This is a genomic window from Thiosulfatimonas sediminis, assembly GCF_011398355.1.
GTDB lineage: Bacteria > Pseudomonadota > Gammaproteobacteria > Thiomicrospirales > Thiomicrospiraceae > Thiomicrorhabdus > Thiomicrorhabdus sediminis_A.
In genome coordinates this window covers 1,307,380-1,329,024 of record NZ_AP021889.1, presented here as the reverse complement: position 1 = coordinate 1,329,024, position 21,645 = coordinate 1,307,380, and the positions used below count along the sequence as shown (strand labels likewise).

Here is a 21,645-nt window from a genome sequence, read left to right as displayed (position 1 = left end):
TACAGCTTATTTCGCTAATCGAATACGCGGGTCAAGCCAAGCGTAAACCAGTTCGGTCAGTGCATTAACACTGATATAGGCCACAGATATGACCAAAATACAGCCCTGCACTACCGGATAATCTCGGCGCTGAATCGACTCGACTAAGAGATTCCCCAATCCAGGCCAATCAAATACGACTTCGGTAATCACGGCTCCGCCGAGCAGAGTACCAAGTTGCAATCCCAAGATGGTAACAACCGGCAATAAGGCATTAAACAGAGCATGTTTGCCATAGACCGCAACGGATGACAGTCCTTTTGCTTGAGCAGTACGGATGTAATCTTCATGCATCACTTCTAATAAAGAAGCGCGTAGCATCCGCGCTAAAATCGCCGCCAAGGCTGTCCCCAAGGTTAATGTAGGTAAAACCCACGCCCAAGGTTGACTGGCACCACTAACCGGCAACCACCCCAGCCACAAGGAAAAAAACAGAATCAACATCGGGCCCAGCCAAAAATTCGGAATCGACACACCCAATAAAGAGATGCCCATCGAAAAATGGTCCGGCCACCGACCGGCGCGTAAAGCAGCCCAAACGCCAAATGGAAATGCGATTAAAATCGCTAACAACATTGACATCAACGCTAAATGTGCCGTTAATGGAAAACGCTCGCTAATGAGAGTGGCGACCGGCTGTTGAAAAAACAGAGACTCGCCTAAATCCCCTTGCATCAGACCACTTAAATACTGCCAATACTGTTGCCAAATCGGCAGATTCAACCCTAACTGTTCACGTAATACCTCTTCATCCGCAGGTGAAGCCCAATCACCCAGCATAACGGCAACCGGATCTCCCGGCACGAGATGGAGTAAGAAAAAAACCAAACTACCAACCACCCACGAAACAAACAGTACCGAGCCGAGCAAACGGATCAAATAACTTAACATGACACCTCCAACAGTGCCATGAAACGACTCAAACTATCGTTGTTAAAAATTTGATTTAATTCATTTTTTTGTTTTATGTAATTGGAGCCAACTGATGCAACTTGGGTCACAATCGGCGCTAAGACCGATCGTATCGGCGCCACACTAATCAAAAGTGGACAACCGATGTTGAGCTGATCAAACAGTGACAAAAGATGCGTGTTTTTCATCCGTAAACAACCATGTGAAACGGGTTTGCCTAGCAAGTCTTCTTGATTCGTGCCATGAATATAAATGAAACGCTGCATTGAATCGCAATTTCCCAAACGGTTAATTCCTTTTTGCATACCACTGAGCCAGAGAATCCGCGACAAAATCCAATCGCGTTGCGGATCTGCACTGGCTAAATCACAAAGCTCTGCCGTTGCACGGCGTGCTTTAAAAACGCTGTAGATCGGCATTTCTGCGCCAATTTTAGCGCGTATCAAATGCCAACCTAAAGGTGTTTGGTTTGAGTTTTTCAGGTTTCCAATGCCCTTTTTCGCAGAACTGATTGGCCATGATTGCAAGGTCTGTTGTTGGGTATCAGGGTTCAAGCTACAGAGATACAAACGCTGGTCGGCAATCGAAGCGATTAAACATTGCAGCATCACGTGCTTAAACCACTCTTTTTATGGCAGTTAAGCAGGCCATCAAAACGCCCATCGGCAAAAAGTCGATAACCCGAAATTTGCTTACGCAACACGGCATATTGGTCTTCGTACCACAAAGGCATCGCCGCCAATTGTTGCTGTAAACGCCTTTGCAATTCGCGGTACAGTTCAGCCTGTTCTGCCAGCGAGACACTCTGCGCCGCTTGTGCGATTAAAGCATCAGCCTGTTCATCAATATAACGTCCGCGATTGGCGCCCTTTGGTGGAATCGCATTGGAAGCAAACACATACTGAAAAATATCCGGGCTTTTTACCCCAACCCAAGCCAAACTGTAGAGCTGAAAACGACCTTGTTTAATGTCGTTGTAAAAAGTCCCCCAATCATAACTCTGAATTTTTAGATGAATGCCGAGCGGTTTAAGTTGTGCTTGATAAATGGTGGCCAAGCGAATCCGAGTTGGGTCGTTTGAGGTTTTATAACTTAGCTCGATAATTGGTTGATTATGTTCATCTTTTCTACGTAATTCGTCCGGTACAACCACCTGCTGCAGCAAGGCTTTTGCTTTTTCTGGGCTATATTCGTATTCCACTAATTCTTGCACACCACACCAATGCTCAGGCACCAACAACCCCTTACCAAGACGAGCGCGTCCTTTAAACATGGCATCAATAACCGCTTGGCGATCAATTCCGTGAGCAATCGCTTGGCGTAGCGGCAACTGAGTTAACAAGCTGTCCTCAAAATTAAACCCGATATAACCAAAATTAGTGCCTGCGGCAAAATCCACCTGCACCTGGGGCTGATGACGGCAGTAATCGACCAACTCCGGCGAAAGGTCATTTTGGATAATATCAACTTCACCTTTAAGAATCTTTAACACTCTAACCGTGGCATCTTTAACGGGGACAAATTCGAGCAATACTTTATCGTCACGCCTTTGCAAAACAATGGACTGTTCAGAAATTTGTACACAGCGACAAGCTCCTGAACCAATCGGTTCAAGGTGAAAGGGGTGCTGCTGCGCAATATAATGTTGCGGTAAGATGCCGATTACCAAGCGCCCGACAAACAAGGCATCCGGCTCGGCTAAATGAAAGTCGATGGTCTGCTCATCGAGCGCATTCAGAGCCTCAATATTTTTTAACGAACCGCGATGTGCCGAACCAAATTCTGGATTCAAAACACTTTGATAGGTTGCCACCACATCGACAGCCGTCAACCGAGAGCCATCAATAAACAGACTTTCTTCACGCAAATTAAAACGGTAATGGGTTGGGGAAAGCACTTTCCAAGAAGCTAAATCCGGCACTGGCGCAAAACGTTCATCAAAATCAATTAACTGTCGATATAGCAAACGATTAACCCGACTAGACAGTGCATCAGTCGCTTTACGAGGGTCCAACATCTGCGCCCGCCCACTCACCGCCATGCGTATGGTGCTTGCCTCAGCAGGCCGTGAACAGGCGGTCAAACCTGATACCCCAAACCCTAAAACCACGCTCGAAAAAGGCATTGCCAAGCGAGTCAACGGCACACGAAAAATCCGCTTTAACCAGGCACGACGCGCCAGCGAGTGGACTAGTGAGCCATTCGATGGTGAACGATTAGACATCAACTTGTCCTAGAAGTTGGACATTAGGCAGTGACAACAAAAAGCGCTTCTCTCCCACATTATTCGGCAAGCGTGCGCAACAATTGATCAAATTGCTGTAAGTCTTGCTCGCTTAGATCACCTAAGGTTGCCTCTAATCTAAGTTGATTAAGTACTTGATTATGCAAGGCTTCAATTAGATTTTTACGGGCATTGACTTGATTGGATCGCGCACTAAACACCTCCAATAAATCTTTTAAACCAACCTTAAAACCCTCTTCAGCGGCCGCTAAAAAAGCGTCATTCGATTTAACCGCTTCACGCAAAGCGGCAATAAGTACTTCACCGCGCTGAATATTACGAGCCTGTGTACGCGCATTCACCCGCGCTTGATTTTTACTGTCGCGTAACGCTTCTAAACTCTTTTGACTCTGAAAACGCGCAGCGGTGATATTGGCATCGGTCGAACCGCCAGAATAAATCGGCACGGAGACATTAAAACTTATTGTGTTACGCGTATTATCTTGCAAGCTCGAGCTTGAACCCACACGGTCATAGCTGGTGTCGTTTATCCGGGCCTGCAAAGATACTGTTGGCCAATATCCGGATTTTTGCACCTCAATTTCTTGCTTGGCAATCTGCGCTTGTGTATTTGCGGTTTGCACAGCCAAATTTTGCATCTGCGCGGTTTTTTCAATATCAGAAAGATTCAGTTGCAGCGGTGCAAATTCGGTTTGAATCGGTAACGTCTTAAGCTGGTCGAGCGCTTGACCTGTAATTTTTTGTAACTCTTCTTGCGCAATGTCTAGGCTGTTTTCTGCGTTAATTCGATTCGATTTAGAAATATCATAATTCGATTTAGCTTGCAGTACATCAACCTGACTGGCCAAGCCGACCTCTGCCGAGGCGGTAGCACTTTCCAATTGCAATCGGTCAGACTCCTCACGAGACTGAAACAGCTTTAAAGTCTGTTGTGCTAAGAGCACCGCAAAATACGCTTCGGTAACATTTAAAATCAAATCTTGCTCTGCGGTTTTTAATGCTAATTCGGAAGTCGTTAGCGCCAATTCAGACTGGTCGATACGGGCCCATAACTCATGCTGATACAGACTTTGGTTCAGGGTTAAGGACAAATCGGTGGTGTCAATGTCAGAAGCATTGCGAATACTGCTCTGATTCGCATAATTCAAATCCGCTTGAATTTGTGGGCGCAATCCCCCTTCCAAAGCGATAAGTTGCTGTTGATCGGCCTGATACTGCGCTTTTGCTTGCGCCAAACGCGGATCATAATCACGCGCCATTTTATAAACATCGACCAAACCGGCGGTTTGTGCGGCGGCGGGTAGCACAACCAACGACAAACTGAAAGCAATGGCGGAAGCAAGCCGTTTTTGAGGACAAAAATTCGACTTCATTTTCTTATCCAGCATATTGATTCGCTTACTTTTTTTCATCTTCACTCCAATCTTTAAAAGGATATTCAGACAGACTAATATTGTAATAACGCGCTTCATGCGTCACTTCTCTACCGACCCAATTTGGCAGCAATACGGTTTCGTTTTCTGCACGCATTTCCACTTCCGCGACCACCAATCCAGCGTTATCACCGAAAAACTCATCAATTTCCCAGATATGTTCGCCGTGTTTGACTAAATAGCGCGTCTTTTTAATCACCGGCCCGACAGCCAAGGTGGTCAACATTTTTTCGCCATCCGCTAACGGAATTGCATATTCATACTCATCGCGACTGAGACCAATTTCCAAACTCTTAATATTAATGTTTGCGACACTCCCCTCAATACGCACACGCACCGAACTTTTGGCTGCCCCTTGTAACGGGGTTAAATAGCCTTGTGCAAAATCCGTTTGTTGATAAGCCGCCGCCTTCCAAGAATCATCAGTCAATAAAAACTTGCGTTCAATTTCTCTGGCCATAAGTCGTTTGCAAATCCTGTTGTTATTTTGAATTTTGTGGGTTAAACACCCCGGTCGAGAGATAACGATCACCACGATCACAGACAATGGTCACAATCGTGGCATTCTCCACCTCGCTGGCCAACTGTAAGGCGGCAGCCATAGCCCCTCCAGAAGAGACGCCGGCAAAAATACCTTCCTGTTTTGCCATCGCGCGCATGGTGTTTTCAGCTCGACTTTGAGACATATCAATAATGCGGTCTACTCGAGTATGTTGATAGATTTTTGGCATATACTCTTGTGGCCAACGGCGGATGCCAGGAATCGCAGCACCATCTTCGGGTTGTACGCCGACAATCTGCACCGCTGGATTCATTTCTTTCAAATACATTGAGGTTCCCATAATGGTTCCTGTTGTTCCCATGGCGCTAACAAAATGGGTAATTGTCCCTTTTGTTGCACGCCAGATTTCAGGACCCGTCGAGTGGTAATGCGCCAACGGATTATCTGGGTTGGAAAACTGATCGAGCATCACTCCTTGGCCTTGTTGCACCATCTGCTGAGCCAAGTCGCGCGCCCCTTCCATGCCGTCCTCTTTACTGACTTCAATCAATTCCGCACCGTAGGCCGCCATCGATGCTTTGCGTTCCATACTCATATTATTGGGCATAATCAGCTTCATTTTATAACCCATCAAAGCGGAGGCCATTGCCAAAGCGATACCGGTATTGCCACTGGTCGCCTCTATCAGCGTATCACCGGGGCGAATATCACCGCGCAACTGCGCTTGCTGAATCATGTACAGTGCCGGGCGGTCTTTTACTGAACCGGCTGGATTATTCCCTTCTAGCTTAGCAAGCACAACACTGCCGGTCTGTGCATCAACTAGGCGTTGTACCTTTACAAGTGGGGTATTTCCGACAAAATCAATCAGCGTTGGATACATAAACAACCTTTTATTTTTTAACAGAGTATGACTTTAAAACTCAGCGCATGACTGACACCAGCAACATCAACGCAAGACTCAAAGGCAAAAGGAGGTTTATTATGACATTCATTGCCAAAATTGGGCGCAATTTGGCAAGATTTTCCTCGCTTAATGCACGTGTTTGCTGCATGACGTCATTCACTTGCGTTGTTTCGACCGAATTTAACCATTTTGCCAACGCCAAATGTAACCACCCCATTGGAATGACCCACAAAAGTGCCCAATGCAACACACTCATCTGCACGCTTTGGGCAAATCCAAAAATTACTAACGGACTCAAATACACACTGCTGAAAAACATCCATCTGACTTTTAAACCGTAGCGCATCCATAAGTTAAATCGCCCCACCTGCCGATCGGCAAACACATCCGGAAGCTGGTTGAGTAACAATAAATTATTTACCCAGATAAAAACCAACAACCCAGCTAAGACCACCGGTAAGGACAGCGTCAGAGTCTGGGTTAAGACCATTACCGCCCCAAACAGCATAATCGGCCCAAACGCAAAACCAGCCGCGAACCAACAGAACCAGGGCATAGCGGTAATGTGCGTGGTATAGAAATAAATAAGCCCCAATCCAAGCACACCTAACGGCAGCAACCAGAACGAAATCTGCAGCGTAAAATAGCCACCTAACAACAGCAACAGCACAAACAAAACCGCAAATAAACGCTCGGCAAATTTTAGCGCTTGGGGGGAGGTCAAAAGCGCCCCTGTCCCTCCACTGAAAGGGGTTTTTACTGTGATTGCATCTAATCCTGATCGACTGTCATCAATTTCGTTTTTGAGATTCACCGCCGCATGAGCGCAGATAAAAACCAGTAAAAGCAGAGCCAAATGCGTCTTATTGAATGGGATTGCATTCGATGTTTGCTGCAAGATGTGCAAACTCAGCGCGGCTGCCAAAGTCAACACCGCAACACTCAATAATAAAAAATTCGGACGTGTTGCCATGAGTACAGATTTAACAACCGACATAGATCCTCTTTAACTTGAAACGCGCGTAACTTGGTGCAATACCCACCTACTATGCGGCGATTAATTTACTTGTAAAAAATACTAATTAATATTTTTTAACCGCAAAAAATACCCCTTTAATGCTGGGAAAGAACCGTAAAATTGACAGTAAACAAGGTTCAAAACAAGAATTTTGGCATCATATTAACATCAAAAGAACCTGTAAATTTAAACTCGCACATCCTTGACTAGCGAATAAGTGTGATCGCACTTTTAATCGACCTGTTTATTATTCATTCATTGCGTACACTAGGTTACGCAAGCAGATTTTAAGGCCTACTTATGTCAACTCAATCCTCGCCACTCCATTCCGCATCCCACTCATCACTGCGCACTAAAGTCATCGCAATTGCCAGCGTTGTTGGCTTAGTGGTGGCATTCACAATTGGCATAATGCTGTATTTTTCATCGGTTGCGCCGGTAAAACAACAAGTAGAAGCAGAATTAACAGAAAAAATGCAGGCTTATATCAAATCCCAATTGGCGCTTAAAATCCAAGGAGGGATTATCGGTTCAACAGCCTTAAGTTTTCACCAAGACACCATTAATGCGTTAAACAACGCGTCCAGCAATAACATCAGTCAATTGATTTATTCAATTCGCCAACGCTACGCAGAACAATCAAATTATAAAAATATTAAAACCGAAGTGATTCTACCGAATGGTCAATCCATTATTCAATCTTGGAGCGACAAGCCGCCACAGAAAAACCACAACAACGATGCGTTCTTCCAAAAAGTCAGTGCGGATAAACAGGCTTTTGGCTCATTAACCATTGATGAGCGCGGCGTTGGTGTAGTGGCATTATCACCGGTCATGGATCAAGGGCGTATGCTGGGAATGCTCTCAATGACGCAAGGCTTGGCGTCGGTTGGCAAAGCCTTTCAACAAGACCATCTAGGATATTGGGTTTTATTGGTCGATAAAAATTACCTGAAAGCTAAGTTTGGCAACGCGGAACTACTCAATAAAAACACCACCATAGACAAAGATTATGTGGTCGCCAATAACAGCTGGTTTCCCCCAGAGTCGCTTGAACTGGCAAAAAATTATCAGCAAGGTGGCATTGATGGGCGTGATGTGTATGTCATTGGTCAACATGCCTATATTGACATTGCCGCCTTAGACGAATCCGGTAAACCTTTTGGACGCCACCTTTTTATACTGGACAAAAAAGTTTACAGTGCACCAATTAATGCAGCGATGAACGCTGCCTGGTTATCAATTTTTGGGATTATTGCCGGAATTATCGCGCTAACTGGTGTATTGGTTCTGTTGGTCAATCGCGTCGTCATTAAACCACTGGTGGCCGTACAAAACCTTACCGATTCGATTTTGCAAACTGGCGATTTTAAGCAGAAATTTAATGTAACTTCAAACGATGAAGTAGGACAAACTTCTCATGCGCTCAACAGCTTATTAGACAATGTCAGCAAAGCGCTTAACGAAGCAAATAACGTAGTGCATTCGATTGCTTCCGGAGATTTTTCCCGCACTATCAACGGCGAATATCGTGGTGATTTAGCGATTCTAAAAGAGGGTATCAACAACAGTACCCACAATATTTCGCACGTCATGCAAGAGCTATCAAAAGTGATGCAATCTCTGAAAGACGGTAACTACACCATCACCATCAATTCGGGCGTCGCCAGCGGCGATTTCAAAACCATGGTTCACAATGCACAAGTAGCAATGAATCAAACTGACCAAGTCATTCGTGAAGTAAACGCCGTCATGCAAGAGATGCGTAACGGGAATTTTGCAACGCGCATTAAAGGACAAACAGCAGGCGAATTGACCTTACTAAAAGACCGAATTAATGAATCAATGGACGTGGTTGAAAAAGCGCTTGGCGAAATTAATCATGTGGTCACAGGACAAGCCAGCGGTGATTTGACTCAACGTATTCAAGGAGAATATCGTGGTGAGTTAGAAGCCGTAAAAACCGCAGTAAACCAATCCATAAATCGCTTAGCCAGCATTGTCGATCAAGCTGTGCAGACCTCTGGCGTGGTCACAAGTGAAGCGGTTTCACTCTCTAGCGATTCCAGCGATTTAAGCTCTCGTGTTCAACAACAAGCGGCCGCTTTAGAAGAGACTTCTGCCACCATGGAAGAGATGAACTCCGCTGTTCAAAACAATACCGAAAGCGCACATCAAGCCACGACAGTCTTTGAGGAAGTCCACCACAGCGCGACCCAAGCAGGTGTCGTTATGGAAAAAACCATAGAAGCAATGGGTTCTATTCAAGACTCCAGCCATGAAATTGCAGAAATTGTCACGCTCATTGACAGTATCGCCTTCCAAACCAACTTACTCGCACTGAACGCCGCCGTTGAAGCAGCCCGGGCTGGCGAACATGGTCGTGGTTTTGCGGTAGTTGCGGGTGAAGTTCGTGCGCTGGCGCAAAAGTCAGCCGATGCGGCAAAAAACATCAAACATTTAATTGAATCGAGCGTCAGCCGCATTGACCAAGGCACCAAATTGGCTAGCGAAACGGGGAAAGTCATTCAAGAGATTACAACGGCAATCGATCGAGCCAATAGCATGATTCATCAAATTAATCACGCCTCTGCCGAACAGGCCGAAGGGGTTAATCAAGTGTATCAAGCGATTAGCGATATCGATGCAGCGACTCAGCAAAATTCAGCCTTAGTTGAAAGAACGTCTGCCACAGCCAAAACAATGAGCGAAGAAGCACAAAACTTACAAGACAATATGGCGTTCTTTAAGACTGGCAACACCAGAAATTCACGACCAACGGCGCCTAAAACAGCAGCAAAACCCGTTGTTGCGCGCTCAACTTCGGCCAATAAAACCTTGCCGGCTGTCGCACCTAAAGCAAGTGTTCAAAAACCCGCACCAAGCAAACCCAAGCCAGCTGATAACGGCGATGAATGGGCTGATTTTTAAACGCATTTGCATCATTCGCTAACAACGTAAAAAGCCCGGATTAAAGAATTTAACTGGGCTTTTTTAGAGCGAGACAGAACCAATTCCCATTGACTTCAGCGCAGAATTGCAAGCGACAAATTCTAAGCTTGCCCCTCACTCATAGCCATCACGATGGATAAGGAACATAGCAAAGAGGTGGCTCTTGCGCCCTTCGCTGGCAATAGACGAATGACTAAATACGCGCCTGTGCTTTGGCAAGCATCGCAGGATAGACTTCGTTAATTAACTTATCATACTGCTCTGCTGTTAGATTCTTTTTAACAAACTGATGGCAGTTCATTTTTCCGACCATCAATTTTTCACGCAGCTCGGCAATTTTTACGTGACGCGCTTTCATCTCTTCCAACGAAGCGCCAGCTAAAGCAAGCGTTTGTGACTCTTTTTCCATCTGGTTGATTTTTTCAATCAAAGCCTTGCCATTTTTACCTTTAGTGGTACGGAACTCGTTAAATATTTGGCACTGTTCTGCACTCAAGTTTAAAGCCGCTTCGCTATTCACCACAACCGGAATAAAATTTGGCAGATAGTTTGCGTGGAAGTTCGCACGCATATCTTCCACTTTTGGCTGAACCTGAATACAGTTACCGGCGGCACTCGCCATTGATGAAGCGATTAATGCCGAGCCAGCGAATGCCGCTAAAATAAATTTACGCATGAAGTTTCCTTTATAGAAAGTGAGTTTTATAAATTAAATCTTACTTATATTAACACGACAGATACCATAGATAAATATTACTTATGACAATCTACAGGATTCTTCAATAATCAATAAAAAAGTATTTTTATGACCATTTAACTAACCAAAACGCCTTATTTCTTCAATCTTGTCCTATCACCCAATACCGCCCAAACTTTTCGATGAGTAGCGAAGATTGACAAGAAGAGATGATTAGTCAAAAAATAACACTCTTTTCCAACAGTCGAAGCGGTAACGCAATGAAAAAAAACCACTCTCTTTACCGTTTATTTTTGCTTTCCAACCTGTTGATTGGCTGGCAAAGCGCGCAAGCCTTTCCATTACTGCCAATTAAAGACGAAGATTTAACACCAGCAGAAAAGGCTTGGCTAGAGGACGACAGTAACCTAAACATAAGTGTTAACGAAGGCCAATTAACTTATGTAGACCCTGCCTTGACCGAGGGAAATTATGCTTTAGAGAACAGACTACGAATCTTAAAAGACGCAACACAAACCCAGCAAATTGAGTTTACCCAATGCCATAAAAATCTTGATGCGATTAACAGCATAGAGATTGTTTACAACCCCAAAACCACCACAAATTTAGACGTTCTAAGCAGTACAAACATCGCTAATATTGAAGTAGGTGCGGATAAAGTGGCCCTTTCAAAAGTTCAAAAAGGCGCGCAAATCTGTATAAGAGGCATCAGCACGACTCTCACCTACAATCCTACCTTGCAGGTCTGGGAGTTACCGCGCGGGCCTTATATGCGTAAATTTTTAGATGGCTATTATCCGATGCACCTGCAAGAGGTTCTTGAGCTGGGCGAGAGTAATTTGGCGTTTGTTAAATTGCAGATAAAAAACGGACCGGCGATCCAACCTTTAAAACAGATTGGTCAGAATGCGAATGGCACCACAGTCACCTTTGACTACTACTTTGAGGGCCGTTTACAACCTACTTATCAATTTGGCGTCAAGGCACCATAGGCCTCTAAGCGCCGTTGCCAACCCGGCAACCAACGCGCTTCATTTTTTTCAGGTGGGGCTAAAGCGACACGCTCTGCTAAAGTCGCTTTCGCCGCTGCGATAAATTGTGTCAACGCCTGCTGCGGCTCAATCTGCTCGACATCAACTCCATCCTGGTCGAGCGCTTGCAAAACCTGCTCTAAAACCTGTAACAAGCCCCAGCCCTGTTGTTGGTATCTTTCTATTGGATTTGATCCAAAACCTTTAAAATTACTGTAATCAATTAAGCTAAAAAGCCCATTTTTAGTCTGCATTAGCTGGTGTAAATAAGCGCTCACTTGGATTTGTTGGGCCACTGAAAAACCTGCTAACACTTCTGGCAAACCCGCATCAAAACGCTGCACAATGTATTCTGCTTGCAAGGGCATGGTTGCGATTAACCAAAGGCGTAACGCCGCTAAGTCTCCGCGCTGTTTGTGAAGCGTAAACGCTTCGCGATTTTTCCAAGGTGGGTATTCTGATTGAAATTCAACAGGAATGGATGTTTGCGGATGGCGGTGTTTAACAAAGCGAATAAAACTTGGAAAAGTCTGCTCGAAAGGCGCATTCAGATTTTCCGGAAACCAAATAAAATGACCAATTCCCAAAGAAGGAAATGGCTCATGCGGGCTCCAAAACAGTAAATTTTCCGGTTTTCTACCGGTTTCATTGTGATAAATTCGCTCGCCAATCCAAACATAATCACTGTGCGTAAAATCAATTGCCCGTGAGTTTGCTTGGACCGAATACCAAGGACTCAACACAGATAATAGACCCAGAAAACAGACAACCTTTAACCGCAAAAAATTTACCTTACGCTTATTTTGATCGAAATTTTTCAAAACGATGGCTTAAGTAGACGCAGAATAGGCCAATACAGACTGATTCTGCATCCTTAGAGCAACGTTTTTTCCCAGATAACATATTCATGGTTTTGCATGGCCGCCTCCAGTAAATCCAGTAACGGCTGCCCGCGGTGTGACATACTTAAGGCGTCGTCATCCCAATTATCACCGCTTTGTGCGCTGGCGCTCGATAAGGCTTTACGCAGTTTATGAAACGCCATCTCCACTTCGTCATCCGCGAGCGCGCTCGGCACGCTATCGCTACGCCCCATTAAAGCAATCAAATGCAACGCGATTTGATCGAACATTTTCACATCTGGGTGATCTTTGGTTTTAAACACAATCATGAGGATTCCTTGATAAAAAACGTCTGTTTAGGTTAAATTTCCATTACGTAAATCACAATCAGCGGTCACAAAAAAGGCGGTACATTTCTGTGCCGCCTTATTTGAAAACCTTTTTAGATTTTGTCTTCATTCACTAACTGAACAAATTTTTCATAGAGCGTGTCGTGATCCTCAACTCGATTAGGGTCTTTGATAATCACATCAATCGGACAGACGCTGATACACGTTGGGCTATCGTAAAAACCAACGCATTCGGTGCATAGGTCAGGATTGATTTCATAAATCTTCTCACCCATTGAGATTGCCGTGTTCGGACATTCCGGATCACACATATCGCAATTAATGCAGCCGTCTAGAATTTTTAACGCCATACCCATTCTTCCTTTTGCTAAAAAACAAAATTCATCACATTATGAGAGCCACGAAATCCAGATAAAAACCGCTAAAAACAAGCCGCTTGCGAAAGCTAAACACCCTACTTAAAACGATTTTTGATCAAACCTTTGGGTTTCTCGTCCGTGATTAACTCGCTTTTTTCGCGGCCGCCGCAGCACGATTTGCTTGGTCGATTTTATTCTGCTCGTCTTTGACTTTCTTTGCCGCGGCGTCGCGTTTAACATCACCGCCCCAAGACTCATTACGCATAACTAAGCAAAACAACAAGGTTTCCTTATCCAAATCTTTAAATGGGTTGGGAATGCGCACCAACCAGCCTGAACCTTTCGCGCAATCCACCAGTTCATCGTGATGAGTTTGCATATGATCAAGAACCATCGACACATTACCGACGGGTGACATGATTTCCAACGAATCGCCAACGCAGAATTTGTTTTTAACATCAATTTCAAGCAGTGAACGCCCGTCGCGTTCAATCACATCGACCACTTCACCAACAAAACGCTGGCGTTCAGATTTTGATACACCATATTCATAGTTTTGGTATTCCGAATGCACATGACGACGTAAGAAACCTTCAGTATAACCACGGCTCGCCAAGCTCTCCAAATCATCCAACAGACTACGATCAAACTCTTTACCTTCCAATGCATCATCAATCGCTTTGCGATAAACCTGAGCGGTGCGCGCAACATAGTAATGCGACTTGGTACGGCCTTCGATTTTCAAGGAGTGCACGCCCATGTCAACCAATTCAGGAATCAACTCGACAGCACGTAAGTCTTTCGAGTTCATAATGTAAGTACCGTGCTCGTCTTCAAACGCCGGCATCAATTCACCCGGACGCCCTTCTTCTTCAAGCAACATCATTTGATCGGTGGTTTCGCCTTCACCTAATGTCGGCTCATAAGTATTTTGTACAGGCATGTCACGAGAAGTGGTGCCGGTCAAATCGGTAATGTTTTCCACTTTGATGCCAACGATATCGCCAGAGTCATCTTCTTTCGCTTCATAAGTGTTGTAGTTCCAACGGCAAGCATTGGTGCACGTTCCCTGGTTGGCATCACGTTTATTGATGTAACCTGAAAGCAGGCAGCGACCGGAATAAGCAATACAAAGCGCACCGTGGACAAATACTTCCAACTCCATTTCCGGTACTTTTTCACGTATTTCGCGAATTTCCGCAATCGACAATTCCCTTGAGAGAACAACACGGCGAACACCATTTTGATACCAAAATTTCACCGTTGCCCAGTTAACTGCGTTCGACTGTACCGACAAGTGAATCTCTTGTTCTGGATAGAGTTCGTGAACCATAGCAATCAAACCAGGATCAGACATAATCAGCGCATCCGGCTTCATATCAATGATCGGCTTGATATCTTTCATGTAGGTATTGACCTTGGAATTGTGCGCCGCAATGTTTGACACCACGTAGAATTTTTTGCCTAGTTCGTGCGCGCGCGCAATCCCTTTGGCTAAATTTTCTTCATTAAATTCATTGTTACGCACACGCAAACTGTAACGCGGCTGACCGGCATAAACCGCGTCCGCACCATACGCAAAAGCATATTCCATATTTTTCAGCGTTCCCGCTGGCGACAGTAGTTCAGATACTACTTTAGCTTGAGTCTCTGCTTGCAAGGCAAATCTCCTACATTAAAAGTGGTTAAAAAATTGAAGTACGTATTCTACAGGAACGGACGTAATTTTTCTTCCCAAATCAAGGCTTTATCGTTAATTTTTAAGCGCGCATTGGCCGGACTGCTGGAGGGCAAAATAACTTGTCGCAAATCGTCGGGAATTGCTTGTACCGCCTGCACCTGTTGTTTAAATAACTTAGCCGCCAACTGGCCATTAAAAAACACCGCTTCTATAAGAGGATATTTTTTAAAGAGTGCTGCAAAATCATTGGCTTGCGGTTGTTTGATATTACTATCTAAACTGCCTTCGCGCTGACAAGTAGCCAGCACATCCCAGACTAAGATTCCTAACCGATTACACGCGGCTTTTTTCTGTGTAACCGTGTTTAATTCTTGCGTCAATAAGTGACCGATAATTGGCCAAAACGCATTACGCGGATGCGCATAATAAAAACCATCCTGCAGCGACTGAGCGCTTGGCATGGTTCCTAGCAACAAGAGTTTAGGGTGCGCTGGGATTATCGGCGCAAAGCCTTGAATATCATGAACTTTAGGCATAATACAAATTCAATCCTGCATATAAACGTAACCACGATTTTTTATCTTTACGCGGCGCTCTCGTTTTAATTAAAGCAGTCGGCTCAATTGCCAAATCCTGCTGAGTAAGCAGCGGCATTTCAGCTTGCAAAAGAAACAGTGGCGAGTGGATCTTTTTAGCTTGTGTCTTGCCGGTTAAAAACTTCATATTCGCTTGTAAATGCGGAGCGATTTGCCTTTGATAAAGAAACTCTACCTCGCCAAGTTGAGCCACCTGATGGATTAAATCCTGTTGAATCTTCGGGTTCTCAATCTGTTCAGTTATGTGTTTCATCGCCCCCTGCACTGTCAATCTGACATTCGCCGTTTCTTTAAAAACCCAAGAAAACTTCAATTCGCTGAGCGGGTCAAATTGACAGCGAAAATCACGATAAAGCTGCAACAGACTAATCGAATGCGGGTGAATTACCGCTTTGACCAAATTTAAATATGGACTACGACCAAGGGTCTTTTTGGCAAATTGCATTCGCGCTTTAAATAAACCTTTAGCGGCATTCACCTGCGCAATTTGACGCATCAAATCGTCATCAACCAAAATCGCCCCCGGCAACAGAGTGGTCTCCTTGCTGTCTTGCCCTGGCTGGAAATACACCTGAGTAAAATGCTCAGCTATCTGTTGCACCCTGTCTTTACTTTGACTATGCCATAAATTCGGCAACCAGATTTGCTCTGGCGATAAGGTTAACAACCTTTGCCGAAAGGCACGAAGCTCCAGCAAAAGTTGCTGCAGCTCTGCCGCAATTTGCTGCGGTTGAATATCCGCTTTGTTGAATATTTTATCCATGGTTTTGTTGTCCCTTGCCCCAGGCAATCATATCAAGGCGAAGTATCGTTTTATTTTTTTATTAACATGTATGATGGGGTAATAGGCATATAAAATCAAATTCTTAATCATCAAGGAAACGGCAAAAATGCTGCACGTCTTCACGCGGCGGCTGCAACTGGTTAACCAAAGCTTCTTTATCCTTATAACCCAGTGCTATTCCGCAGATAAAGTGTTCATTTTCTGGACAGCCTAAAAATTCACGCAGTAAGTCCGGGTGTTCAGCCAATGACGCTTGCGGACAACTGGCCAACCCAAGCTCTTCAGCCATAAGCATCACCGACTGCAGAAACATTCCGTAGTCGAGATAAGCGCCCTTCTCAAGTGACGCATCAATGCTAAAAATAAGCAAACATGGGGCATCAAAGCCCAAATAATTACGCCCCCATTGCGTCAAACGTGCAGATTTATCGTCGCGTGATATATTCAAAAGTTCAAACATCTGCTTACCCAAAGCCCGTTGCCGTCCTTTGTAAGGCTCTTGCCATTGCAGAGGATAGTATTGGTAATCCATTACCGAGGGTTTTTCACTCGTAAAGGCGTTGAGTAAAGCATCACTTAAACGTTGCTTAGCTTGCCCGGTCAGAACCGTCACTTGCCAAGGCTGCATATTGACACCGGAAGGTGCCCAGCGCGCATGTTCTAAAATTTGAACAATCTTATCGGTCTCTACCGGTGTCTCTAAAAACGCACGACAAGAACGGCGTTGTAATAAGGCTTGACTAACTTTCATTGACCACTCCAAACAACCAAATGAAGAATAGAATATGTCCAATTGACTTCAAGCAAGATTTGCCAGAGTAACCTCGCTGTTACGCCTTTTATTCATCGCTAAAGTCAGTAGGGACTTATCCAGCATCGCTGTATATAAAAAAACCCGCCGCAGCGGGTTGTAAAAAAAGAGCATGTTAACCAAGTTCGATAAATGAGGTGTCTTTGCTCTCAGTAAACTCGGCAATCGGCTTCGCCCAAAGATCGTATTCATCGGCAGCAACGATTTCAACAGTAACAAACTCTCCAGGTTGCAGATGAAAGCCGTCTTCGATAAACACTAAACCATCAATTTCCGGTGCATCCGCCATTGAGCGCGCAATCGCGCCTTGCTCATCAATCTCGTCAACCAAAACTTGCATGATTTGACCAACTTTGGCTTGCATCTTATTGGCAGAAATACGCTGTTGCGTCTCCATGAAACGCTCCCAACGGTCTTGCTTGACATCATCTGGAACTGGCTCTGCAATCTCATTGGCGGTAGCACCATCCACCGGTGAATACTGAAAACAACCGACACGGTCAAGCTGCGCGGCTTCCAAGAAATCCAATAGGTCTTGGAACTCGTCTTCAGTTTCGCCTGGAAAACCAACAATAAAGGTTGAACGAATCGTTAAATTAGGGACTTGCTCGCGCCATTTTTTAATGCGCTCTAAAGTTTTATCTACATTACCGGGACGTTTCATCGCTTTTAAAACCCGCGGATTCGCGTGCTGTAAAGGCATATCCAAATACGGTAGGATTTTTCCTTGCGCCATTAGCGGAATCACTTCTTCGACATTAGGGTAAGGATAGACATAATGCAAACGTACCCAGAACTCACCAACGCCGCCTAACTCTCCAAGCGCTTCCGATAAACCAACCATCGAGGTTTTCGTTGGGCGCCCTTCGGCAAATTCAGTCTTGTATTTGACATCCACTCCGTAAGCCGCAGTATCTTGCGAAACGACCAGCAATTCTCTCACACCGGCTTCTTTTAAACGCTTAGCTTCGGCAAGAACATCGCTGACGGGACGACTCACTAAATCACCACGCATAGACGGAATAATGCAGAAAGTACAGCGATGGTTACAACCCTCGGATATTTTCAGATAGGCGTAATGTTTCGGTGTAAGTTTAATGCCTTGTGGAGGGACTAAATCAATAAACGGATTGTGTTTCGGCGGTGCAATCACATCATGCACCGCTTGCACCACCTCGGCATAGGCGGCAGGCCCAGAAACCGCAAGAACCTTCGGATGCACTTGGGTGATAACATCCGATTTTGCCCCCAGACAGCCGGTCACAATCACCTTACCGTTTTCCGCCAAAGCTTCCCCAATCGTATCTAAGGATTCTTGCACCGCACTGTCAATAAACCCGCAGGTGTTGACGATCACTGTATCGGCATCTTCATAGGAGTTGGTGAGCTGATAGCCTTCAGTACGAAGTTGCGTCAGGATGCGCTCGGTATCAACCGTCGCTTTTGGACATCCAAGACTGATTACCCCAACGGTAGGCTGCTGTTTTGACATAACACTGCTCTCGCTAAATTTGCTAAAAAGAATTTAGCGGTATTTTAACGAATTCGCCGCGCCGATGTACTAAAACCGCAATCGGTGTTGTTAATGGTTTTTATAAACTAAATCACGCAGGGCAATCTGCTGCGTCTGCCCCCGATACAAGGCGGCTCCACAATAGGCTTGCAATCTGCAAGTTTGACAATTTTGCGACTGACAGGTTTGCAAACACAGTTCGCGTACCGCCTGTTTGCTCGCCTCATTTAAACAGTGCACATCTTTCGGCTTTAAAGCACCCTCTAAAAAAAGTTTTCGCAGCAGCTCATAAGGCAATGAGACCTGCAAACTATCCCCAGTATGACTCATGACTCTCTCCTGTGTATTTGGCAAAACCGCTTTGTATTCTCAATCATTCATCTGGCAAGTAGTTTACTGCGGAACTTAACAATATTGCAAATTATTCTCATTACTATTGACATTCACCTTCAAATACGTAGCATACCAAAACAGAAATCATTCGCATTACCATTTCACTTGTTATACAGAAAATTAAGGTCAAACCATGCTTAACCACAACTATCTCCCTAGAAAAATCACTTGCACCAGCTTAACCCTTGCCTTGCTAATGGGCCTCTCACCTCTAGCCAACGCAGGCGAAAGCCTACTTGGGGTTACCAAAGGGGCAGAACCTTTACCAAAAGGCGCCAAAGAGCTGTATCAAAAATTCAATTGCCGCGCAGACAAAGGCTCTGGCGACTACCATGCTTTGGATTTTGCAACCGAATTTGAATATGGCATTAGCCATCGCTTTGCCGCTTCTATCGCGCTTTTAGGACATCATGTAAAAACCTCTGGCTTGATTATTGACGGTTACATACCTGAAGAAAACCAGCGCACCGCCCTCTCTGGGATTGAGCTCGGCGTGCAATACGCGTTCTTAACCCCTGCACTGGATGACATTGGCTTAGCGACCTCTTTTAACCTGGAATACGACACAGTAGACAAACACTCTGGACAGAATAAAGACACCCTAAGCGCAACTCTCGGCCTACAACTACAAAAATATTTTCTGGACGGACAATTGGTCTGGTTAGCCAATGCCGGATTAGAGACAACGCATGCCACGCGCCAGCCGATTGCCAGTCTCGATCCAACGGTTGAATGGCCAACGTTTGCTGAAATGGAAATTGGACTGGCTCTGGCAAGCGGACTTTCTTATCGCTATACAACCAACTGGTCAGTGGGTTTTGAAGGCCTCTACGAAGAAGAGTACGAAACCGAAGTTGGTCAAGAACGCTGGAGCCTATTTGCAGGGCCGTCGATTCATTACGGCGGCAAAACATTTTGGTCAACCCTCAGCTACTTAACTCAAGTTAATGGTGGCGGTGAACGTTATGACGGCCAACCGTCAAATAAGCACTTGATTGAAAAAACCCACTCTGAACTGCGCCTAATGCTGGGCTATAACTTCTAGGCAACAACAAAACCATCCAGCGTCACGGAACACAACGAATCTATTTTCTCTCAAAGGTATCATTCATGTTTAGTCCTAACTTTAGCAAATATAACCGTCATGCGAACGCCAGCTTGGCGTTATTAGCACCACTATTTGTCCTGTCCGCGCCAGCTTATGCCGAACAATATTTAAGTGTAGCGCAAGCGCAGCAGGTACTGTTTACAGGCGCGAGTTTTGAAGCCCACTTTCTCACGCTAAACGAACAACAACGCGAACAGATCAAAGCCATCAGCAATGTTCGCCAACGCTGGGCAGAGCAGCAAATCTGGAAAGCGTTCGAGCAAGATAAATTTGTCGGTTGGTTTATCATCGACAAGGTTATCGGAAAACATGAATTTATCACCTATGCCACTGCATTAAACGCAGATGGACAAGTACAAGGCATCGAAATCATGGATTACCGTGAAAGCTATGGCTCTGAGGTTCGTCTTGCGCCCTGGCGCGCGCAATTTCACGGGAAACAAAAGGTGCAAAATGTAAAGTTTAACGACACGATTAGCAATATTTCAGGAGCAACGCTGTCTTGTCGAAATGTGACCAACGGAGTTAAACGTCTATTGGCGATTCACCAGCTGTTCCTAGTCACGGCGGTTTAACGCCATGCAACAAGCAACCTTAACCACCCCAATCCCTTATAAGCGAATGCGCCCTTTGTTAGGTACTTTTGTGGAAATTCAACTGCTGAGCGCGCAAGATCGCCCAACGGTCGAATACGCCCTGAATGACGCTTTTGCCGCCATCGAAGAGATTCAGCAGCAAATGAGTTTCCATGACGCCAAAAGCGCCTTAAACCAGCTAAACTTTGCACCTTATGAGTGGCACGCAGTGAGCAATCAACTGTTCGAAGTTTTACAGCTTGGCTGGGCGTTACAACAACAGACCCAAGGGCGCTTTTATCTATTTTCTGGCCAAGCGTTACAAAATTTAAATATTCTGCCGCGCCATCAAGATTCCCAAACCAATCAAAAAATTGACGCTAGAAAAACGGTTCCGTTAATCGAGCTGAAAACGCAGGCGACAACAAAATGGGCGCGTATCAACTGCGCTATGCCGATCTGTTTAGATGGCATCGCCAAAGGGTATGCTGTTGACCAAGCCATTGCACGTCTAAAAGCGAATAAAGTCCCCAGTGCCTATGTGAATGCTGGAGGCGATATGCGCATTTACGGAGACTTACGCAAACAGATTTTGCAAACCAATGGGGCCTCTCTTCGCCCAATCACTCAACTGCAGAATGCGGCTCTGGCCACTTCACAGCAACGCCACAAACCCAATCACGATTTTCCTAGTTGGATTATCACCCCCGAAGGGCAAGCCTGCCAAAATGCCGTTGTCTCTGTCCAAGCAGAACAAGCCTATCTGGCAGACGCGTTAACCAAAGTTTTTTTACAAAGTTCGCCTAGTGAGATAACGCAACTGGAAAAACAATTTGGCGTCTGTGCTCTGCTGACCCCCAGTTCCCACTCTTCACACAAAGATTATTAGGTCGTAAA

The 21,645-nt window shown here is 45.2% G+C and carries 22 protein-coding genes; 5 read left to right on the top strand and 17 right to left on the bottom strand.

Annotation, left to right across the window (positions count from 1 at the left end; all coding sequences use genetic code 11):
* Positions 1-6: 6 nt before the first annotated feature.
* Genes nikB through HRR27_RS06075 form a run of 7 tightly spaced genes read right to left on the bottom strand, consistent with a single transcriptional unit; the run spans position 7 to position 7,035 of the window.
* Positions 7-930, bottom strand: coding sequence for a nickel ABC transporter permease (gene nikB / locus HRR27_RS06105; RefSeq protein WP_173271900.1), 924 nt, complete (start codon positions 928-930; stop codon positions 7-9).
* Positions 924-1,559: a L,D-transpeptidase gene (locus HRR27_RS06100; RefSeq protein ID WP_173274266.1), complete on the bottom strand. Its 636-nt coding sequence runs from the start codon at positions 1,557-1,559 to the stop codon at positions 924-926. The genes nikB and HRR27_RS06100 overlap by 7 nt, the downstream gene beginning before the upstream one ends.
* On the bottom strand, positions 1,559-3,175 hold the full coding sequence (locus HRR27_RS06095) for an ABC transporter substrate-binding protein (protein WP_243830895.1): 1,617 nt from the start codon (positions 3,173-3,175) through the stop codon (positions 1,559-1,561). Before HRR27_RS06095 ends, HRR27_RS06100 begins: the two co-directional genes overlap by 1 nt.
* A 59-nt stretch (positions 3,176-3,234) precedes the next feature.
* Positions 3,235-4,608, bottom strand: a complete 1,374-nt coding sequence (locus tag HRR27_RS06090) for a TolC family outer membrane protein (protein WP_173271899.1) — start codon at positions 4,606-4,608, stop codon at positions 3,235-3,237.
* Positions 4,595-5,089, bottom strand: coding sequence for a CYTH domain-containing protein (locus HRR27_RS06085; protein WP_173271898.1), 495 nt, complete (start codon positions 5,087-5,089; stop codon positions 4,595-4,597). The genes HRR27_RS06090 and HRR27_RS06085 overlap by 14 nt, the downstream gene beginning before the upstream one ends.
* 22 nt (positions 5,090-5,111) lie before the next feature.
* A complete protein-coding gene (gene cysM, locus HRR27_RS06080) occupies positions 5,112-6,014 on the bottom strand; it encodes a cysteine synthase CysM (protein ID WP_173271897.1) in 903 nt (300 codons plus the stop codon).
* A 40-nt stretch (positions 6,015-6,054) separates the two neighbouring features.
* Positions 6,055-7,035, bottom strand: coding sequence for a prenyltransferase (locus HRR27_RS06075; protein WP_173271895.1), 981 nt, complete (start codon positions 7,033-7,035; stop codon positions 6,055-6,057).
* 321 nt (positions 7,036-7,356) lie between these two features.
* Here HRR27_RS06075 and HRR27_RS06070 point away from each other — a divergent pair, with 321 nt between their 5' ends.
* Complete coding sequence (locus tag HRR27_RS06070; RefSeq protein ID WP_173271893.1) at positions 7,357-9,987, top strand: methyl-accepting chemotaxis protein; 2,631 nt, start codon at positions 7,357-7,359, stop codon at positions 9,985-9,987.
* A 214-nt stretch (positions 9,988-10,201) separates the two neighbouring features.
* On the opposite strand, the gene HRR27_RS06065 is transcribed toward HRR27_RS06070, so the two are convergent.
* Positions 10,202-10,684 carry a hypothetical protein gene (locus tag HRR27_RS06065; RefSeq protein WP_173271891.1) on the bottom strand — a complete coding sequence of 161 codons (483 nt, stop codon included), beginning with the start codon at positions 10,682-10,684 and terminating at the stop codon, positions 10,202-10,204.
* Between the two features lie 281 nt (positions 10,685-10,965).
* Here HRR27_RS06065 and HRR27_RS06060 point away from each other — a divergent pair, with 281 nt between their 5' ends.
* Positions 10,966-11,697, top strand: coding sequence for a hypothetical protein (locus tag HRR27_RS06060; protein WP_173271889.1), 732 nt, complete (start codon positions 10,966-10,968; stop codon positions 11,695-11,697).
* Here HRR27_RS06060 and HRR27_RS06055 read toward each other — a convergent pair.
* The 9 genes from HRR27_RS06055 to HRR27_RS06015 form a co-directional block, all read right to left on the bottom strand.
* On the bottom strand, positions 11,673-12,479 hold the full coding sequence (locus HRR27_RS06055; RefSeq protein WP_173271887.1) for a hypothetical protein: 807 nt from the start codon (positions 12,477-12,479) through the stop codon (positions 11,673-11,675). The two genes, HRR27_RS06060 and HRR27_RS06055, sit on opposite strands and share 25 nt — an antisense overlap.
* A 131-nt stretch (positions 12,480-12,610) precedes the next feature.
* Positions 12,611-12,907: a DUF1840 family protein gene (locus HRR27_RS06050; protein ID WP_173271885.1), complete on the bottom strand. Its 297-nt coding sequence runs from the start codon at positions 12,905-12,907 to the stop codon at positions 12,611-12,613.
* Between the two features lie 113 nt (positions 12,908-13,020).
* On the bottom strand, positions 13,021-13,278 hold the full coding sequence (locus tag HRR27_RS06045) for a YfhL family 4Fe-4S dicluster ferredoxin (protein ID WP_173271883.1): 258 nt from the start codon (positions 13,276-13,278) through the stop codon (positions 13,021-13,023).
* 151 nt (positions 13,279-13,429) lie between these two features.
* The gene (trhP, locus tag HRR27_RS06040; protein ID WP_173271881.1) at positions 13,430-14,947 is read right to left on the bottom strand and encodes a prephenate-dependent tRNA uridine(34) hydroxylase TrhP; all 1,518 of its coding nucleotides are present in this window, start codon (positions 14,945-14,947) and stop codon (positions 13,430-13,432) included.
* Between the two features lie 47 nt (positions 14,948-14,994).
* Positions 14,995-15,504 (bottom strand): DNA-deoxyinosine glycosylase, encoded by a 510-nt coding sequence (locus HRR27_RS06035; RefSeq protein ID WP_173271879.1) that lies wholly within the window; start codon positions 15,502-15,504, stop codon positions 14,995-14,997.
* Positions 15,497-16,327, bottom strand: coding sequence for a hypothetical protein (locus HRR27_RS06030; protein ID WP_173271877.1), 831 nt, complete (start codon positions 16,325-16,327; stop codon positions 15,497-15,499). Before HRR27_RS06030 ends, HRR27_RS06035 begins: the two co-directional genes overlap by 8 nt.
* 103 nt (positions 16,328-16,430) lie before the next feature.
* A complete protein-coding gene (locus HRR27_RS06025; protein WP_173271875.1) occupies positions 16,431-17,099 on the bottom strand; it encodes a nitroreductase in 669 nt (222 codons plus the stop codon).
* A 175-nt stretch (positions 17,100-17,274) separates the two neighbouring features.
* Complete coding sequence (gene rimO, locus HRR27_RS06020; RefSeq protein WP_173271873.1) at positions 17,275-18,651, bottom strand: 30S ribosomal protein S12 methylthiotransferase RimO; 1,377 nt, start codon at positions 18,649-18,651, stop codon at positions 17,275-17,277.
* A gap of 90 nt (positions 18,652-18,741) precedes the next feature.
* Entirely contained in the window at positions 18,742-19,002 is a 261-nt protein-coding gene (locus HRR27_RS06015; protein ID WP_173271871.1) for a hypothetical protein, read from the bottom strand.
* A gap of 196 nt (positions 19,003-19,198) precedes the next feature.
* Between HRR27_RS06015 and HRR27_RS06010 the strand changes: the two genes are divergently transcribed.
* The 3 genes from HRR27_RS06010 to HRR27_RS06000 all read left to right on the top strand — a co-directional run bounded on the left by HRR27_RS06010 (position 19,199) and on the right by HRR27_RS06000 (position 21,637).
* On the top strand, positions 19,199-20,110 hold the full coding sequence (locus HRR27_RS06010; protein WP_197905438.1) for a DUF6662 family protein: 912 nt from the start codon (positions 19,199-19,201) through the stop codon (positions 20,108-20,110).
* Positions 20,111-20,175: 65 nt separating this feature from the next.
* Entirely contained in the window at positions 20,176-20,748 is a 573-nt protein-coding gene (locus tag HRR27_RS06005; protein WP_173271869.1) for an FMN-binding protein, read from the top strand.
* A 4-nt stretch (positions 20,749-20,752) separates the two neighbouring features.
* The gene (locus tag HRR27_RS06000; RefSeq protein ID WP_173271867.1) at positions 20,753-21,637 is read left to right on the top strand and encodes an FAD:protein FMN transferase; all 885 of its coding nucleotides are present in this window, start codon (positions 20,753-20,755) and stop codon (positions 21,635-21,637) included.
* Positions 21,638-21,645: the final 8 nt, after the last annotated feature.